Genomic DNA, 18,555 nt, shown 5'->3' on the forward strand with positions numbered 1-18,555 from the left:
GGCTAAAGCGTCCACTCAAAGAAGAGCGGTGTTTTAGCACTTTAGTTATTACATACGCGATTCGATTTCATCCCATGCCTGTTCCAGACCAAGACCTTTTTCAGAAGAAAAAACGATTAATGGATCCTGTTTATCCATTTGTAATGTTTCCCGAACAATCTTTTTATGCTTATCCCATTTCCCTTTTGGAATTTTATCGGCCTTTGTTGCGACAACAATTACCGGGATATTATAATGCTTTAAAAAATCATACATCATGCAGTCATCTGCCGTTGGATTGTGGCGAATATCAATAATTAATACTACTGCTCTTAATTGTTCGCGACCCATAAAGTACTGCTCGATCATTTTTCCCCATGCAGCACGTTCTGATTTTGAAACTTTTGCATAGCCGTAGCCTGGCACGTCAACATAATAGAGCTGTTCTTCGATTTTATAGAAGTTCAGCTGTTGCGTTTTACCGGGTTTTGACGAAATACGCGCCATTGCTTTACGGCCGATCATACGATTGATAAACGAAGATTTGCCGACATTTGAACGACCCGCTAAAGCGAATTCAGGTAACCCGTCTTCCGGGAACTGTTCTGGTCGGACAAAACTGCCGATCATTTCTACGTTATGGACTTTCATTACTTATTAAAACCTCCATCTAGTGCGAGCGCAAGAACTTCTTCCGCTTGTGAAACTAGTTTAAATGTGAGTTGCTCACGAATTGTTTCAGGAATATCATCAATATCACGTTCATTATCTTGCGGAATGATGATCGTCGTTAATCCCGCACGGTGGGCACTTAACGATTTCTCTTTTAAGCCGCCGATCGGCAGTACACGACCCCGTAATGTAACTTCTCCAGTCATTCCAATTTCGCGTTTGATTGCTTTTCCAGTTATTGCAGACACAATAGCAGTCGTCATCGTAATACCTGCTGATGGACCATCTTTTGGTACTGCCCCTTCCGGAACGTGGACATGAATATCGTGCTGATCGAAATAATCAGCATCCACACCTAAATCATTTGTTAAAGTGCGGACAAATGAAAGTGCGATTTGTGCGGATTCCTTCATTACATCGCCAAGCTTCCCTGTTAAAATTAATTTACCTTTACCAGGTGTTAATGAAACCTCGATCTGTAATGTATCTCCGCCGACTGTCGTATAGGCAAGCCCTGTAGCTACACCTACTTGGTTTTCCATTTCTGCCTGTCCATAGCGGAAGCGGTGTTTACCAAGCATCTCCACCAAAACTTTGGAGTTGACCGTAACTTTTTTCTTTTCACCGGATACAATTTTTTTCGCAGCTTTACGGCAAACAGTCGCAACTTGACGTTCCAATCCACGAACACCCGCTTCACGTGTATAGTAACGAATTAAATCTGTAATTGCTTCATCTTTTATTGCCATTTGCGCCTTCTTTAAACCATGTTCCTTCATCTGTTTCGGAATCAAGTGGTTCTTAGTAATTTCTACTTTTTCGAATTCTGTGTAACCTGCAATATTGATGACTTCCATACGATCCAGTAATGGTGCAGGAATCGTACTTAAATCATTTGCTGTTGCAATAAACAGTACATCCTGCAGATTGTATGGCTCTTCAATGAAGTGATCACTGAATGTATTGTTTTGTTCCGGATCCAGTACTTCAAGCATTGCAGCAGACGGATCCCCACGGAAATCATTAGACATTTTATCGATTTCATCCAGTAAAAATACAGGATTAGTCGTGCCTGCTTTTTTCATCCCTTGAATGATACGTCCAGGCATTGCGCCGACATACGTACGGCGGTGACCACGAATTTCAGACTCGTCACGTACTCCGCCAAGTGAAACACGGACAAATTTACGGTCAAGGCTTTCTGCGATAGAACGCGCTAAACTCGTTTTACCAACGCCCGGAGGTCCTGCTAAACATAAAATCGGACCGCGCAATGAATTCATTAATTGACGTACTGATAAATATTCCAAAACGCGCTCTTTGACTTTTTCCAATCCATCATGATCGCGGTTTAGAATTTCTTCAGCATAGGCAATATCAATACGGTCTTCCGTTTTTTCTGTCCAAGGGATCGATACAAGCCATTCCAAATAGTTGCGGATGACGCCACTCTCTGCACTTGCAGCAGGTAACTTTTCGTAGCGGTCCAGTTCTTTCAACGCAACTTTTTGTGTAGACTCCGGCATTCCGGCACTATCGATTTTCTTTCGAAGTTCTGCAATTTCACCCGTTTTTCCTTCGCGATCACCAAGCTCTGTTTGGATTGCTTTCATTTGCTCACGCAGATAATATTCTTTCTGCGTACGCTCCATCGCCTGCTTCACTTTTGTACTGATTTTTTTCTCAAGATTTAAAATCTCCTGCTCGTCATGCAAACGAATCATCAAGTGGTCTAAACGCTTTTTAATGTTCGTAATATCGAGCACTTCTTGCTTTTCATTAATTTTGAAAGGCAAATGAGATGCAATGACATCTGCTAATCGACCCGGTTCTTCAATATCAAGCACCGATTCGATTGTTTCCGTCGTAATTTTATTTGAAGATTTTGCGTATTTTTCGAAATACGATAACACTGTACGCATTAAAGCTTCCGTTTCTGCATCTTTGTGCAGCTCATCTTCAAATAGTTCCAGATCTGCAGTTGTAAATTTCCCGGAATCTTCATAACGAACCATTTCCGCACGGTTTAAACCTTCAACCAGAATACGTAAAGTTCCATTAGGTAGTTTTAGCATTTGTTTTACTTTCGCTAATGTTCCCATTTTATAAAGATCTGCTTTTCCCGGTGAGTCAACACGTAAATCTTTTTGAGTTACCAAAAAGATTGTGCTATCTTCAAGCATCGCATGTTCTAGTGCTGCAATAGAACGTTCTCGACCCACATCAATATGTAAAACCATCGTTGGGTATACAAGAAGTCCTCTTAACGGTAAAACTGGCATATTAGTTAATTTTTTTGTCACGCGGGTATTCACCTCCATCCAAATCTTAAAAACAACCCGCAATATAAGTATGTGTTAATTCCTTGCCAATTACGCCTAAGCATAACTGTGTCCAGATTTTTCCGAGTTCATGTGCTCCAAATGCTGGTGCAAACTTGTAAAAACATTTCAAAATCTGTGAAATCCGGCGATAATATCCGAACCTTTATGTATACACGTTTTGTAAGAAAAAGCTGACTTTGGACTTGCTTGAGAAGTCTAAGTCAGCTACATAGTTGGAATCCATTCAGCTATAAATTAAGCTGAAGTTTTTTTGTTGTCGTCTTTTTTCAATTCAGACCCATCATCTAAAATTAACTTCGGATCTGCTTTATCACGAATTGTTTCAGCTGTGATGATACATTTTTTAATATCTTCACGAGAAGGCAATTCAAACATTACATCAAGCATTGTCGCTTCGATGATTGAACGAAGTCCACGGGCACCTGTTTTGCGTTCGATTGCTAATTTAGCAATTTCAACAAGCGCTTCATCTTCAAACTCCAGTTCTACATCATCCAGCTCCAACATTTTTTGGTATTGTTTTGCTAAAGCGTTTTTAGGTTCAGTTAAAATTTGTACTAATGCATCAACATTTAACTGCTCTAAAGTAGCCAATACCGGTAAACGTCCGATAAATTCCGGAATTAAACCGAATTTCAATAAGTCTTCAGGAATTAACTGAGACATAATTGAAGCATCTTCATCGATACCTTGGTTCTGTGTTGAAGCAAAGCCAATTACTTTTTCGCCTTGACGACGTTTAATAATTGTTTCGATTCCATCAAATGCTCCACCTACGATAAACAGAATGTTCGATGTATCGATTTGAAGGAACTCCTGATGCGGATGCTTACGTCCGCCTTGTGGAGGAACACTTGCAACTGTGCCTTCTAAAATTTTCAGTAATGCTTGTTGTACACCTTCGCCTGATACGTCACGTGTAATTGAAGGATTTTCAGATTTACGAGCAACCTTGTCAATCTCATCAATATAAATGATACCCTTTTCTGCACGTTCTATATCATAATCTGCCGCCTGGATCAGTTTTAAAAGAATATTTTCAACATCCTCACCAACATAACCTGCTTCAGTTAAGCTTGTCGCGTCAGCAATTGCGAATGGTACATTTAAAATACGCGCCAACGTTTGAGCAAGTAAAGTTTTACCGCTACCAGTTGGTCCGATTAATACGATATTCGATTTTGATAATTCAACATCATCAATTTTTGAATTCGAATTAATACGTTTATAGTGATTATATACAGCAACTGCCAATGCTTTTTTTGCACGTTCTTGTCCGATTACATATTCACCTAAAATATTTAAAATCTCTTTAGGTTTTGGAATTTCATTGAACTCGATTTCCTCTTCGATCCCTAACTCTTCCACTACGATCTCTGAGCATAGTTCGATACATTCATCACAAATATATACGCCTGGTCCTGCAACCAGTTTACGAACTTGTTCTTGTGGTTTACCACAAAAAGAGCATTTTAAATTGCCTTTTTCATCATTAAATTTAAACAATTTGGTTCACCCCTATTCAAGCAACAATCTTACAAGATTCTAGTTGTTTTATCAAATAAATTGATTGCGCGTTGTTACTAGCTTATTTTATGTCCTATTAAACTTTGCTGGCTGTTCAATAGTTAATGAAGTTATATTGTAACTTTTTATCATTAAATATTCAAATGAACCAACTATTATATGTATGTATTCAAAGGTAGAAAACAAGGCACGGGAATACCGTACCTTGTCAAAATCTCATTTTATTCAATCCGTACTAGTTTTAACTTTATGTTAGACGGTAGTCCAGGATAAAACCGGTACTTGTCGGCACTGATTCTTGCTTCACCATGGTCATGAATCAGTACAGGATCAAATTCGAATTCGATTATTCAAAACAAATAATTAGTTAGAAATTTTAGCGTTTTCAACTAGGAATTCAACTGTTTTTTGAGTGCGGATATCGTTCTCAAGAACTTGAGTTCCACCTAAAGCAGTTAAAATTTGGTCGTTTGACATACCGAATTGAGCAGCCATTTTTTCAACTTCTGTATTGATATCTTCTTCAGATACTTCAATATTTTCAGCTTGACCAATTGCTTCTAAAACTAAAGATACACGTACACGGTTTACAGCTTCTTCAGCCATTTGAGTGCGTAATGCTTCTTCATTTTGACCTGAGAATTGGTAGTAAAGATCTAAATTCATGCCTTGCATTTGTAAACGTTGACCGAATTCTTGAACCATGCGGTCAACTTCAGTGTTGATCATTCCTTGTGGAACTTCAACTTCTGCATTAGCAGCCGCTTTTTCAACTAACTCGTCGCGTAATGATGCTTCAACGTCCGCTACTTTGTTAGCTAAAGTTGTTTCTTTTAATTTAGTGCGCAATGCTTCTACAGTTTCAACTTCTGGATCGATTTCTTTAGCGAACTCATCAGTTAAGTCTGGTAATACTTTAGTTTTAACTTCTTTAACAGTCACAACGAATTTCGCTTCTTTACCAGCTAATTCAGCAGCATGGTACTCTTCTGGGAAAGTAACTACTACATCTTTCGTTTCACCAGTTTTTGCACCTACTAATTGCTCTTCGAAACCAGGAATGAATGAACCAGAACCGATTTCTAATGCGTAGTCTTCACCTTTACCGCCTTCGAATGCTTCTTCACCAACAAAACCTTCGAAATCGATTACAGCTGTATCGCCTTCAACGATTGCTTCATCTTCTTTAATTTCTAATTCAGCTTTTTTAGCTAATTGAGCGTCGATTAAAGATTGAACTTCTTCGTCTGTTACTTCAGCTGATCCTTTTGTTACTTCTAAACCTTTATATTCACCTAATTTAGGTTCTGGTTTCACAGTTACTGTTGCAGTGTATGTGAAGTCAGTACCTTTAGCGAAATTCTCAGTACCCGCGATTTCAGGGTAGTCTACTGGCTCAATACCAGCTTCGTCTAAAGCAACTGGGTATGAAGAATTGATAACGATTTCTAAAGCATCTTGGTAAAGAGCTTCTACACCGTACATTTTTTCAAATACGTTACGAGGCATTTTCCCTTTACGGAAACCTGGTACGTTAATTTGTTTTACTACTTTTTTGAAAGCTTGGTCTAAAGCTTTATCAACTTCTGCAGCTTCTACAGTAACCGTTAATAAACCTTCGTTACCTTCTTGTTTTTCCCATTTTACTGACATATATATTACCTCCAAAGTTAACATTCGTTTGAATAAACAAACTCGTCATATATATTGTTTGACAACCATTTTAGTATAACATAGATGCTCAATGTTTCAACTTTTTTCACTACTCTTGCAAATCCGACATTTTTTCTATATTTTGTAAAAAACTTACTATTTCACCATTCATTTCTCTGTCTTCTCCGAACATTGTTTTCACATAACCGATATAGCCTTCTGCAACTTCTTCAGTAGAATAACCGTCCCATCCAAACGGATAAAGGACGATTGCATGCTTGTCGATCAAGTGCAGTGCAAACTCCAATGCCGAAGGTTCCTGCGCCAATCGTTCCGCTATGGTTCCCGTAATTTCTGTATACTGATTCAGCTTCGTCGGCAATGGAAAATTCACCGGATTAAATTCTTTGGACTGAGCAAACTTCGTTACAGTAATCGTCATATCTACTTCCTGTTCAACAAGCAGGATGAGCAGTAAACTTTTTATAAACGGTTGGACTTCATCGTTTTCAATGATGGCTCTCAATTCATCTGAATAGGGACGGATATTCTTTTCCGTAAGTTCATGAATCAGCATCATTTGCCGTTGTGCGGACATCTCCAAAAACTCTGTAGCCGTAAATCCCTCAAGTTCTTCATCTTCAATAATTGGTGCTTGAAAATGGGATTCCTGGTTTTCGGCAATATGGGCGTTCAGATTTTTTAAACGTTCAAACTTTTCCACTTCATGATCAGGAATTAACTGTTCGTCAAACAATGATTCGATGATTTTCTCAACTTGTTTAAATTGGCGTAATTGCATGCAGATTGTTAAGTACAGTTCCATTACTTCAAAGTACATATTAGGACCTATCGCAAGCAATTCCTCGCATACTTGTTTCGCACGTTCGAAATTTTTTTCTTCATATAATGAGTACGCAAATATACTAAGTGACATTTCATCCCCTTCACCTAGCAACAAAGCTTGCTCAAATAACTCATTGGCTTCTTTGTATTGGTTGTTTTCTGCCAAATGTTTCGCTTCATTAAATAACCGGTCCGTCATTCCGGGGAATAAAATTACTTTTCCATGACCATTATTCTTTTTATTTTCTTTCATCTAATCACTCCATCGGCGACAAAGTAATGCTGTTGCATTCTTCGTCCATTGCATTTATTTTAACGTTGTTTATACATTCCAACAATAATTACTCAAAATTATAGTTATATACAATTTATTACTCGATTACATGTTTAATCCGATAAGCCTTTTCCCTCAATGTTCCCGTTCTTCCTTGGAAATAATCTGATTTATTGATAATAACGACAGAATAAATGTTATTTTTGTTCACGGAAAAAGTCGTTCTGGTTGCATTGACCGACCAGTGCGGTATACTAAGCGCTATGAATATTTTACGTAATAAATATAAATACCTTAATTGAAAGAAGGATATATAAAATGAAATTTGGATTTATCGGCCTTGGAAACATGGCTGGCGCGATTATTCAAGGCATGATTACAAGCGGGCAATTTAGCGCTGCCGATGTATACGGGATGAATCGAAGCCGCGAAAAAACCGATGACCTTGTACATAAATACGGTATTCATGCAACCGATTCGATTGAACAATTAATGAAACAAATCGATGTGATTGTCATCGCTGTTAAACCTCAAATGTTTGAAAATGTTTTACCTTCTATTAAACAGCATCTGACAAATAAACATATCGTCATTTCAATCGCTGCCGGGAAATCACTCGATTATTTACATGATGAACTTGGAAGCGAAACGCCTATTTTCCGCGTTATGCCGAATATCAACGCAACAATCGGCGCATCCACAAGTTGTTATTCAACACAGAAAGCAAGTGCCGATCAAAAAGCAATCGTTGAGAAACTTTTTGCTACAGTCGGAACAATTGTCGAGCTTCCTGAAAACCTGTTCTCAATCTTTACAACAATCGGTTGTGCATCTCCTGCCTTCACTTACCTTTATATCGACTCCTTGGCACGTGCGGCAGTTCGTGAAGGGATGCCAAAAGATATGGCACTTCAAATTGCGGCAAGCTCTGTATTAGGCAGTGCGCAAATGGTTTTACAGTCCGATTCTCACCCATGGGCATTAATCGATCAAGTCTGTTCACCGGGCGGAACGACAATTCAAGGTGTCACTTCCCTTCAAGTCAATCACTTTGAAAGTACCATCTATGAAGCCGTTGATGCCGTTACGAATCGTGATACATTTTTGCAAAAACAGACAGTTAAATAGAAATGCTTGCCCAGTGTATATGACTTCCACTTGGCATTTTCTTTTTATATACAAAAATGATATTAAATTAAGTTATTAATTTCTCTCAATTCCTCAAAAAAAATACGAGAACATAATTGCTAACTACCGTACTATTCTATATAATCAATCTTGTTTCAAAAATGAAACCAAAAAATTATAGATTTGGAGCGTGACAAGAAATTGGGTAAAGCATTGATTATTGGAGCTGGCGGAGTAGCTAGCGTTGTCGTACATAAATGTGTACAAAACTCAGAAGTATTCGAAGAGATTATGATCGCAAGTCGAACAAAATCAAAATGTGATGCTTTAAAAGAAAAATTAGATGGTGGAAAAACGATTATTCACACAGCACAAGTGGATGCGGACAACACCGAGGAACTAATTGACCTAATCAATGGATTTAATCCAGATGTGGTGATCAATGTAGCTTTACCATATCAAGACTTAACTATTATGGATGCATGTTTAGCTACGAAGACTCACTATGTAGATACAGCAAACTACGAGCCTTTAGATACTGCTAAATTCGAATATAAATGGCAATGGGCGTATAAAGAGCGTTTTGAAGAAGCAGGCATTACTGCGCTTCTAGGTTCAGGTTTTGACCCAGGTGTAACAGGCGTATTCACAGCGCATGCACAAAAGCATCATTTCGATGAAATTCATTACATCGATATCGTTGATGCAAATGGTGGAGACCACGGACTTCCATTCGCAACAAACTTCAATCCTGAAATCAACATTCGCGAAATCACTGCGAACGGACGTTTCTGGAAAGATGGCGAGTGGGTTGAAACGGAGCCTTTAGAATATAAAACAGTTTATAACTTACCGGAAATCGGTGAAAAAGATTGCTACCTTCTATACCATGAAGAATTGGAATCTTTAGCGAAAAACATTAAAGGTTTAAAACAAATCCGCTTCTGGATGACGTTTGGCGAAAAATACTTAACACATTTAAACGTTCTTGAAAATGTAGGTATGACTTCAATTGAGCCAATCGAATTCCAAGGACAAATGATTCAGCCAATCCAGTTTTTAAAAGCTGTTTTACCAGACCCGGCTACATTAGGTCCACTTACAAAAGGTAAAACAAACATCGGCTGTATCGTTCGCGGTATTAAAGACGGTAAAGAGAAAACTTACTATGTATACAATGTATGTGATCACCAAGAATGCTACAGAGAAGTTGGTTCACAGGCGATTTCTTACACAACTGGTGTACCGGCAATGATCGGCGCTATGCTTGTAATGAACGGCGAATGGCAAAAACCAGGTGTATGGAATGTGGAAGACTTCAATCCAGACCCATTCATGGATGCACTAAATAAATGGGGATTACCATGGCACGAAACAGAAAACCCTGAATTAATCGACTTGGAATTCACTTCTGCTGGAGAAAAAGCGTAATGGCAGATTTTAAAAATACGAAAAAACCTGTGATGGCCGCTGCTCTTGCAGCAGAAACAGGCATCGACTGGTCACAGGCACCATCTCCTGCCTTCGTAGTGGACGAGCGATTACTTGAGCGCAATTTAAAACTGTTGAAATCCGTACAAGATCGTACGAATTGCGATATTTTACTTGCACTTAAAGGCTTTTCTATGTGGTCAACATTTCCGATGGCACGCAATTATTTAGCGGGGATTACATCTTCCTCACTATTTGAAGCACGCCTTGGTTTTGAAGAATTCGGCAAGGAAGTACACGCATACGCTCCTGCTTATGCAGAGCATGAAATCGATGAGTATTTAACTTATGTCGACCATATTGTATTTAACTCATTTGATCAGTTAAATAAATACAAAGACAAAGTGTTAAATCACGAGAAAAATATTTCAATTGGTTTACGTGTAAATCCTGGTTATTCAGAAGTGGAAACACCTCTGTACGACCCTTGCTATATTAACTCGCGTTTAGGTATTCCGGTGGAGTCATTCCGTCCGGATGAACTTGACGGTGTTGAAGGCATTCACTTCCATGCAATGTGTGAGCAAGGTGCTGAAGTTCTGGAGCGTATTTTAGTACACTTTGAAGAGAAATATGGTGAATACTTGCATCAGATGAAGTGGATCAACTTCGGCGGAGGACACCATATTACAAAACCAGGTTATAATGTTGAGCTATTAGTCAGCTTAATCAACCGCATCCAAGAAACATATGGCGTAAAAGTAATTTTAGAACCAGGCGAAGCAATTGCACTGAATACAGGATATTTAGTGGCGACAGTGCTTGATATCGTGCAAAACGGTATGGAGCTTGCGATTGTCGACTCTTCTGCTACTTGCCATATGCCAGATACACTTGAAATGCCTTATCGCGCGCATATTATCGGTTCGGGGCAGCCAAACGAAAAAGCTTACACATATCGTTTAGGCGGCATGACTTGCTTAGCAGGTGACATTATCGGAGACTATTCTTTTGATGAGCCGCTTCAAGCAGGCGACAAACTTGTCTTTACGGACATGGCCCATTACACAATGGTAAAAACGCATATGTTCAATGGTGTAAATTTACCAAGTATTTGCACTTACAATGAACAAGATGGAGTAAAAGTAATTCGTACTTTCCAATACGAAGACTACCGTAACCGTCTATCTTAATTAACAATACAGGGTAACTAAAACATCCATTTTCTCCTTGAGGAAATGGATGTTTTTCTGTTTCCAAAAATTCCGAACCTGCTAGAATTGTTCCCCCATTATGATTTGTAGAAGGATGCTAATTAATATAGAAATTCAAGAGTATATGATAAGCTTACTTTTAGTAACTCACTTAAGGAGTGTCTTATAATTATGAAGAAATTTGAATTCGGCATTTATTCCCTTGCTGATATTGGCATTGATCCTTTAACAGGAAAAACCCCCTCTCCTTCACAGCGTTTAGAGGATATTTTACAGATGGCGGATTTAACGGAAAATTTAGGGCTGGATGTGTTCGGTGTCGGCGAGCATCACCGTCTTGATTATGTCGTATCTGCCCCGCCTGTTGTCTTGTCTGCAATTTCTCAGCGGACAAAACATATAAAATTGACGAGTACAACTACCGTTTTAAGTACGGTAGATCCAGTTCGGCTTTTTGAAGATTTTGCAACGCTTGATTTACTTAGCAATGGACGAGCCGAAATTTTAGCAGGTCGTGGTGCATTCATTGAATCTTTCCCGCTTTTCGGGTATTCAACAACTGACTATGATGCTTTATTTGAGGAAAATTTACTTTTGCTTCAACAATTAAATTCCCAGGAACGCGTAACATGGAGTGGTCAATTCCGCCCGGCTTTAAATAATGCGGAAATCGCTCCAAGACCCTTTAATCAGGAAATTCCTATTTGGGTTGGTGTTGGCGGTACCCCGGAAAGTGCCGTTCGAGCAGGTCGTGTCGGAGTTGGAATGGCACTGGCAATATTAGGCGGTCCCCTTGATCGGTTCCAGCCATTAGTGAACCTTTACCGAAAATCCGGACAGCATCATCCCGAAAAATTAAATGTTGGAGTTACCGGTCACCTTTTCATTGCGGAAACAACGGAACAGGCACAGGAGCAATTTTACCCTTACTATAAAAATTATTGGCAGTATGTCAATCAGCAAGGCAGTTTCACCTTCCAGTTATCTTTTGAACAATTCATCGAAATCACTGGACCGAACATGGCATTATTTGTTGGAAGTCCTGAAGATGTTGCGGAAAAAATTATTAAACAATATGAATTGTTCGGGCATAGCCGATTTTTGGCGCAGCCGGATATTGGCGGTCAACCATTCGAACTTGTAAAAAACAGTATGAACTTATTTGCCAACGAAGTCGTTCCTGTTGTCAGAAACCACATTGAAATGAACTCTCTATAGTTTCCATCGCGAATGAAAACGAGCATGGCAACAACTTTTACGTTGTACCATGCTCGTTTTTTTAAGTTCCACAATAGCTGACAAACGGTGGTTCTTCGTCTGTCGGTGGCTCTGTATATTTTTTGTACTGCTCCGTTATATTAAACGGACTTGTCAGCACTTGCAGCATCTCGGCAAACATTGACGGGTCGCCTTCTGCAAATTGTTCAATTGCCTGTTCCACAAAATGATTCCTTGGAATAACCGCAGGATTAACAGACTGCATTACTCGCATCGTTTCATCAACCGTTGTGTCCTGCTGTTCAATCCGTTCAAACCAAGTTGTTTCCCACTGCTTAAATGCGTCTGACTGGAACAAGTCATTATTCGGTCGCTTACCTTCCGACAATGCACGCAACGTATTTGTATAATCCGCTTCATGTTCTTCCATTAAATTCAGCAGATCATCAATCAGCTTTTCATCCTTTTCATCAATTGAAAGAAGACCTAATTTTTCCCGCATTTCACTATAATAATAAGCTTCATATATAGAGGGGAATTTTCCAAGAATATTTTGTGCCAGTTGAACTGCTTCCTCTTCATTTTCATGAAGGAGCGGCAGCAAACTTTCTGCAAAACGTGTTAAGTTCCATGATGCGATCGGTGGCTGATTGCGATAGGCATAGCGCCCCTGTCGATCAATCGAACTGAAGACAGTAGACACGTCATACGTATCCATAAACGCACATGGACCGTAATCGATTGTTTCACCGCTGATTGTCATATTATCGGTATTCATTACACCATGAATAAAACCGACGCTTTGCCATTTCGCTATAAGAGCCGCTTGTCTGTCAAGCACCGATTCAAGCAATGCAAGATAGCGGTTTTCTGCATGCAAAAGCTCGGGATAATGGCGCTGGATTGCATAATCAGCCAAAGCTTTTAAGTCATCCGCTTCACCAAATGCGGCCGCATACTGAAACGTTCCGACCCGCAAGTGACTTGCGGCAACACGAGTTAAAACAGCGCCTTCCAAAGCCGTTTCACGATAGATAATATCACCGGTTGCCGTAACGGCCAAGCTGCGAGTAGTTGGAATCGAAAGTGCATGCATTGCCTCACTAATGATAAACTCCCGCAACATCGGACCGAGTGCAGCACGTCCATCGCCGCCACGAGAATACGGTGTAAGACCGGATCCCTTCAACTGAAGATCAAATCGTTCCCCATTTTGCGAGAGGTGCTCTCCGATTAATAACGCTCTTCCGTCGCCTAGCATATTAAAATGTCCGAATTGATGCCCCGCATAGGCTTGTGCAATTTGCGCTGCACCATCCGGCATTTCATGTCCCGCCAAAATAGCGGCACCATGCTCTTTTAATTCCTGAGCATCTAAACCAAGCTGCTCTGCTAATGTACGGTTAAAGATGACGATTGAAGGTGATGTCACTTCATTAGCGGTTACATGGGAATAAAAAGTTTGCGGCAACTCCTTGTAACTGTTATTAAAACGAAAACCGAAATTCTGCTTTTTATCTGTCATTGTTTTCGCCTCATTTCTTTCAAAGATGCATTTATTATAAACTTTTTGTCACAAGTTAACCAAAATTACGTCCGGTTACATTTATATGTTAACTCACTAAAAATAACAGTTGACACAAAACGAAACTAATTCTATATTTATGTTAACTAAAAATATACAGAAGTTAACTTTAAGGGGAGTAATGTATGGAGACTGTTCACAAAACACAAAGCTTTAAAACAATCGATTTAATTTACAGTGCACTTTTTGCGACACTTATTATGGTTGGAGCAAATATTACATCATTCGTACCGTTTCTAACGGTCGGCGGTGTACCGATAACACTACAGGCATTTTTTGCAATATTAGCAGGTTTAGTACTTGGATCAAAAAAAGGAGCCATTGCATGTGCAGTGTATATGTTTATCGGGTTAGCAGGGGCACCGGTATTCTCTAAATTCTCGGGCGGATTTTCGGCGATTCTACTTCCGACATTCGGCTTTATCGTAACATTTATTATTAGTGCCTATATTGCCGGTAAAATTGCCGAAAAGTTTCAGACGAGACTTGCCTATATTATTGGCGCACTTGTTGCGATGGCAGTTAACTATATTATAGGAACAACCTGGATGTATTTTGCCTATACATTATGGGCGTCTGCACCTGAAGGTTTCACCTACAACATGGCATGGCTTTGGATGATTCCTCCAATGCCTAAAGATATTATACTTTCAATTTTTGCCGGATTCTTCGCTTATCGCATTCAAAAGATTCTGAAAATACTACCTACTAAATAAATATAGATTGCAATTGAATTCCTCATCTCATGTTCTCGGCGTCATCATTATACCGAGATTCATCTATTTGATATACTTTATCCAATAGATGAAGGAGGAATTTCATATGGCAAATCATTATGAAAATATAGTTGTTGCAGTAGATGGTTCAGATGTTAGCGAACTCGCTTTTCAAAAATCGATTGATATAGCAAAACGAAATATTGGCTCGACTTTACACATTATCCATGTAATCGATACGAGCTTCTCCGCATCTTTTGATATGCTTTATGATAATATGGTTGAATTGGTTCGAAAACATGGCGAAGTTTTATTGGACCGCTATGAATTGGAAGCAAAAGATGCCGGTATTCCTGCGATCAATAAAATCTTAACAAAAGGTACGCCTAAGACGATTTTAGCAAGAAGGCTTTCAGAGCATGCGCCAGCAGATATTATCATTTGTGGTGCAACCGGCTCGAATGCTGCCGAGCAGATGTTCATGGGCTCTACTACAGAAGCAATCGTTCGGCATGCTACATGCGATGTTTTGATTGTACGTACACCAGAAAAATAAAAGAGGTTATGAGGTGCATAAAAATGCCCTCATAGCCTCTTTTAGATCATTAAAATTTCCCGGATATCCTGCTCTGTTAAAGTTCCCTTCGACGATTCATCACCGTCCAATATATCGGAAATAAGCATTTTCTTCTTCTGCTGAAGCTCACTCATTTTTTCCTCAATCGTTCCGTTTGCGATCAGCTTAACAACTTGTACAACTTCCTTTTGCCCCATACGATGGGCACGGTCAGCTGCTTGTTCCTCGACTGCCGGATTCCACCATAAATCATATAAAATGACGGTATCTGCCCCTGTTAGATTCAGTCCAGTACCACCCGCTTTTAATGAAATCAAAAACAGATCCCGCTCGCCACCATTAAATGAGTTACAAAGTGCAATCCGCTCTTCCGAAGGCGTTTGTCCGTCAAGGTAAAAATATTGTTCCCCGCGCTTGAAAAGCTCTGTCGCAATCATTTTCAACATTTGCGTAAACTGTGAAAATATTAATACCCGTCGGCCGGATGCCTTCGCTTGTTCCAATAACCGGAACAGCTGCTCAAACTTTGCGGAACCACCCTTATACCCTTCGACAAACAGTGCGGGGTGACAGCAGATTTGACGCAGTCTCGTAATTCCCGCCAAAATTCGAATACGGTTTTTATGGAACGTTTCTTTGTCCAGGTGCTTCATTGTATCAACACGCAATTTCGCCAAATAGGCGGCATATAACGCTTTTTGCTCCGGTAACAGTCCGGCTTTTTCTATCATTTCCTTTTTTTGAGGTAACTCTCCTAATACCTGTTCTTTCATTCGGCGAAGGAGAAACGGACGTACTCTTCGTGCAATATCTTTTCGCTGCATATGGCGAAACTCCTCCAGCTCGCGGAACAGCTGCGGAAAAATAACACGGTAAATCGACCATAATTCCGATAATGAGTTTTCAATCGGTGTTCCTGTTAAACCAAAGCGATTTGTCGCATTGATTCTTTTCACCGTTCTTGCTGTCTGTGTTACCGGATTTTTAAATGCCTGCGCTTCATCAAAAAATACCGTATGAAAATGCTGGCGTTCATAAAATGCGCTATCTTTACGTAATAACGGATAGGTTGTAATAATGACATCATGATCTTCCATTGTACGCAGTAAATGGCGCCGCTCCGATACTTCCCCATCAATGACAATCGCTTCGACTTCCGGTGCAAACTGCATGAACTCATAAAGCCAATTGTATGAAAGCGATGATGGACAAACGATTAGAACCGGCTGTTTGTTAGCACGGATTATCGGCAATTCAGATACGATAAATGCAATACTCTGTACAGTTTTCCCAAGACCCATATCATCTGCAAGCACACCGCCGAAGCCATAATTCGAGAGCAATTTCAACCAGTTAAAACCATGTTTCTGGTAATCCCGAAGAATCGGTTCCAGGCTATCAGGAACTTCAAATGTCAATGATTCAGGATGTAATAACTGGCCTGTAAACTGTTTAAACGATTCTTCCGCTTCGAATATATCACTTTGTTCAAATTGCTCCAAAAACGGCAGACTATCCAATATCGGCATATTAAACGTTAATTCATACTCATCATCCTGAGCTGGAATTGCGCGAAGGAAGCGCTGAATTTCTTCTATTTCCCTCGTCTCCAGAGACAGCAATGCCCCATCTTGTAAACGATAATATTTTTGCTTCACTTTGATGGCCGCTAAAATTTCTTTAATTTGCTTATTCGAAACGCCATCCATTTCAAATTTAAATTCAAGCCAATTTGTCCGTTCCTTTTGGACATTCACCCGGATTTTCGGAAAGTTATTTTCTTTGGCAATCCGCAGCTTAACAGAATTTGTTGCATAGATTTTTGCGAGTTTTGTGAGCTTTGGAAGCTGGTGATATAAAAACTCATATTCAAGTTCCTCATTCTGCATATAGTAGCCGCCATCCGTTTTTGTAAAGCCGCTTTCATCCATCATCGCTAATACCGCCGCTTCCTTTTCAATATCCCTTATGATGAACACGTCATCCGAAAGCTGATCATCCAATGGTTGAATGACAAACTGCCCGTACTGAAATTCCACACCTGCAAGGAAACGGTTTTTCAGACGGTCTAAATAAATGTTTACTACTAAAGGGGTTTCCATCTGTTTTACCGAAAGCTCCCGGGCCATTTCGACAATACCTATTTTTTTCAGTTTAGGTATGACCTGTTCCCGGAAGTAATCCCAGTGTAAAGGTTCAATTGTTAAGAAAGATTTTTGCTGAAGCATTTGCTTTAATTCGAAAAGCTGCTTCATGCTGTCATCACTCATTTGTGTCAGTTCGCCTTCAAATAGCACTAACCGGTAACTCGGAAACAAGACAGCACGTTCAATTCCTTCTATATAAAGCTGATACTCTTCCCCTTTTGCTTCAATGAAAAAACGAAGTGCTGTAGGCTGTGTTCCAACCTTTGCATCGCTATAGCTTTCGTATTGATGCAATAACGAAACATTTTTCGTATTCGATATCAATGTAGCAAGCACATACCACGATGAAGGCGGAATGATCAGCAAATGCTGCTCCTGATTTTGTACAGGCATATCATTATAAAGCGCATCATCATCCACAATTTTACTCAGTAGCTGTAAGATGGCATCATGCTGCTCGTCAAAACAAAACTGTTCAAAATTGTATTGTGTATTATGAGAAATCCGGTAAGATTTTTTATTTTTTATATGCGTTAAAAACTCCCGAATAGATAAAATTTGATCTCCATTAACTTGTAGCTGCATTCCAATAACCGGGTCTTGGTCTGTAAACTGTACAGGTGTTATTAAGAACTGTACATCCATTACTTCCCGCTTTTCAAAGTGGCGCTGCTGACTTGTCGTTTGTACTGTCTGTTGCTTAAAAATAGAAAGAAAGCTGTTTTCAGAAATAAAAGTTTCATCGTACTCATCCTCTGGGAGCGATTGCGCCTTATTCTTGTTGAGATTATAAATAGCGATTAGCACCGCTGCTACATGTTGACAGCTCTTACTGAAATCCCCCAATGTCGGACAACTGCACGATGTTTTAAACTGATTTTCTCCTTCTTTTTCTATACGGACAACGAATTGTTCCGTGCTTTTTACAACCGCTTCTCCATACATATCCGTATAATGCAGGAAATTCACTTTTCCTGTTTGATAAAAAGTTTGGCCTTTTTTAAAAGAAACGGTTCCGCATAGATTTTTTATTTGTTTTTCAGATAGTTTTATATCCATGCCGATCCCCCTTTTTCTATTCAATCCATTTTCTCATGCCACTCATTGAATTACTAGTTCGAAGCAAAGATGAAAAAGCCTCTTGCTCTTTCGTAATTACGATATGAGGTGAGAAAATGAAGATAATTGAAAGCTAAAAAATATCATTTCTCTCCTCAGAGAAAAATGATATTTTCGGGTTATC

13 protein-coding genes are annotated in these 18,555 nt (G+C 39.5%); 6 read left to right on the plus strand and 7 right to left on the minus strand.

All coding sequences use genetic code 11. From position 1 onward, the window contains the following. Positions 1–48: 48 nt before the first annotated feature. The 5 genes from yihA to MKZ25_RS12885 all read right to left on the minus strand — a co-directional run bounded on the left by yihA (position 49) and on the right by MKZ25_RS12885 (position 7,275). Positions 49–630 carry a ribosome biogenesis GTP-binding protein YihA/YsxC gene (yihA, locus tag MKZ25_RS12865; protein ID WP_340801853.1) on the minus strand — a complete coding sequence of 194 codons (582 nt, stop codon included), beginning with the start codon at positions 628–630 and terminating at the stop codon, positions 49–51. After that, positions 630–2,972, minus strand: a complete 2,343-nt coding sequence (gene lon, locus MKZ25_RS12870; RefSeq protein WP_340801854.1) for an endopeptidase La — start codon at positions 2,970–2,972, stop codon at positions 630–632. Before lon ends, yihA begins: the two co-directional genes overlap by 1 nt. Positions 2,973–3,230: 258 nt before the next feature. Further along, positions 3,231–4,502: an ATP-dependent protease ATP-binding subunit ClpX gene (clpX, locus tag MKZ25_RS12875; protein ID WP_340801855.1), complete on the minus strand. Its 1,272-nt coding sequence runs from the start codon at positions 4,500–4,502 to the stop codon at positions 3,231–3,233. Between the two features lie 384 nt (positions 4,503–4,886). Further along, positions 4,887–6,176, minus strand: coding sequence for a trigger factor (gene tig, locus MKZ25_RS12880; protein ID WP_340801856.1), 1,290 nt, complete (start codon positions 6,174–6,176; stop codon positions 4,887–4,889). Positions 6,177–6,285: 109 nt separating this feature from the next. Beyond that, on the minus strand, positions 6,286–7,275 hold the full coding sequence (locus tag MKZ25_RS12885) for a DUF3196 family protein (RefSeq protein WP_340801857.1): 990 nt from the start codon (positions 7,273–7,275) through the stop codon (positions 6,286–6,288). 339 nt (positions 7,276–7,614) lie between these two features. Between MKZ25_RS12885 and proC the strand changes: the two genes are divergently transcribed. From proC to MKZ25_RS12905, 4 genes are all read left to right on the plus strand, one after another. After that, positions 7,615–8,424, plus strand: coding sequence for a pyrroline-5-carboxylate reductase (proC, locus tag MKZ25_RS12890; RefSeq protein ID WP_340801858.1), 810 nt, complete (start codon positions 7,615–7,617; stop codon positions 8,422–8,424). Between the two features lie 201 nt (positions 8,425–8,625). Then, positions 8,626–9,855, plus strand: coding sequence for a saccharopine dehydrogenase family protein (locus MKZ25_RS12895; protein WP_079528102.1), 1,230 nt, complete (start codon positions 8,626–8,628; stop codon positions 9,853–9,855). A gap of 32 nt (positions 9,856–9,887) precedes the next feature. After that, positions 9,888–11,048: a carboxynorspermidine decarboxylase gene (nspC, locus tag MKZ25_RS12900; RefSeq protein ID WP_340803020.1), complete on the plus strand. Its 1,161-nt coding sequence runs from the start codon at positions 9,888–9,890 to the stop codon at positions 11,046–11,048. A 192-nt stretch (positions 11,049–11,240) separates the two neighbouring features. Continuing rightward, a complete protein-coding gene (locus MKZ25_RS12905) occupies positions 11,241–12,287 on the plus strand; it encodes an LLM class flavin-dependent oxidoreductase (RefSeq protein ID WP_340801860.1) in 1,047 nt (348 codons plus the stop codon). Positions 12,288–12,348: 61 nt separating this feature from the next. Here MKZ25_RS12905 and MKZ25_RS12910 read toward each other — a convergent pair whose 3' ends face one another. Next, positions 12,349–13,812 carry a protein adenylyltransferase SelO gene (locus MKZ25_RS12910; protein WP_340801861.1) on the minus strand — a complete coding sequence of 488 codons (1,464 nt, stop codon included), beginning with the start codon at positions 13,810–13,812 and terminating at the stop codon, positions 12,349–12,351. Between the two features lie 185 nt (positions 13,813–13,997). Between MKZ25_RS12910 and MKZ25_RS12915 the strand changes: the two genes are divergently transcribed. Then, on the plus strand, positions 13,998–14,588 hold the full coding sequence (locus MKZ25_RS12915; RefSeq protein WP_340801863.1) for a biotin transporter BioY: 591 nt from the start codon (positions 13,998–14,000) through the stop codon (positions 14,586–14,588). Between the two features lie 106 nt (positions 14,589–14,694). Continuing rightward, positions 14,695–15,144: a universal stress protein gene (locus tag MKZ25_RS12920; protein ID WP_340801867.1), complete on the plus strand. Its 450-nt coding sequence runs from the start codon at positions 14,695–14,697 to the stop codon at positions 15,142–15,144. Between the two features lie 41 nt (positions 15,145–15,185). On the opposite strand, the gene MKZ25_RS12925 is transcribed toward MKZ25_RS12920, so the two are convergent. Continuing rightward, a complete protein-coding gene (locus MKZ25_RS12925) occupies positions 15,186–18,371 on the minus strand; it encodes a DEAD/DEAH box helicase (RefSeq protein ID WP_340801868.1) in 3,186 nt (1,061 codons plus the stop codon). Positions 18,372–18,555: the final 184 nt, after the last annotated feature.

It is taken from the genome of Solibacillus sp. FSL W7-1464 (genome assembly GCF_038004425.1).
In the GTDB taxonomy this organism is placed as follows: domain Bacteria; phylum Bacillota; class Bacilli; order Bacillales_A; family Planococcaceae; genus Solibacillus.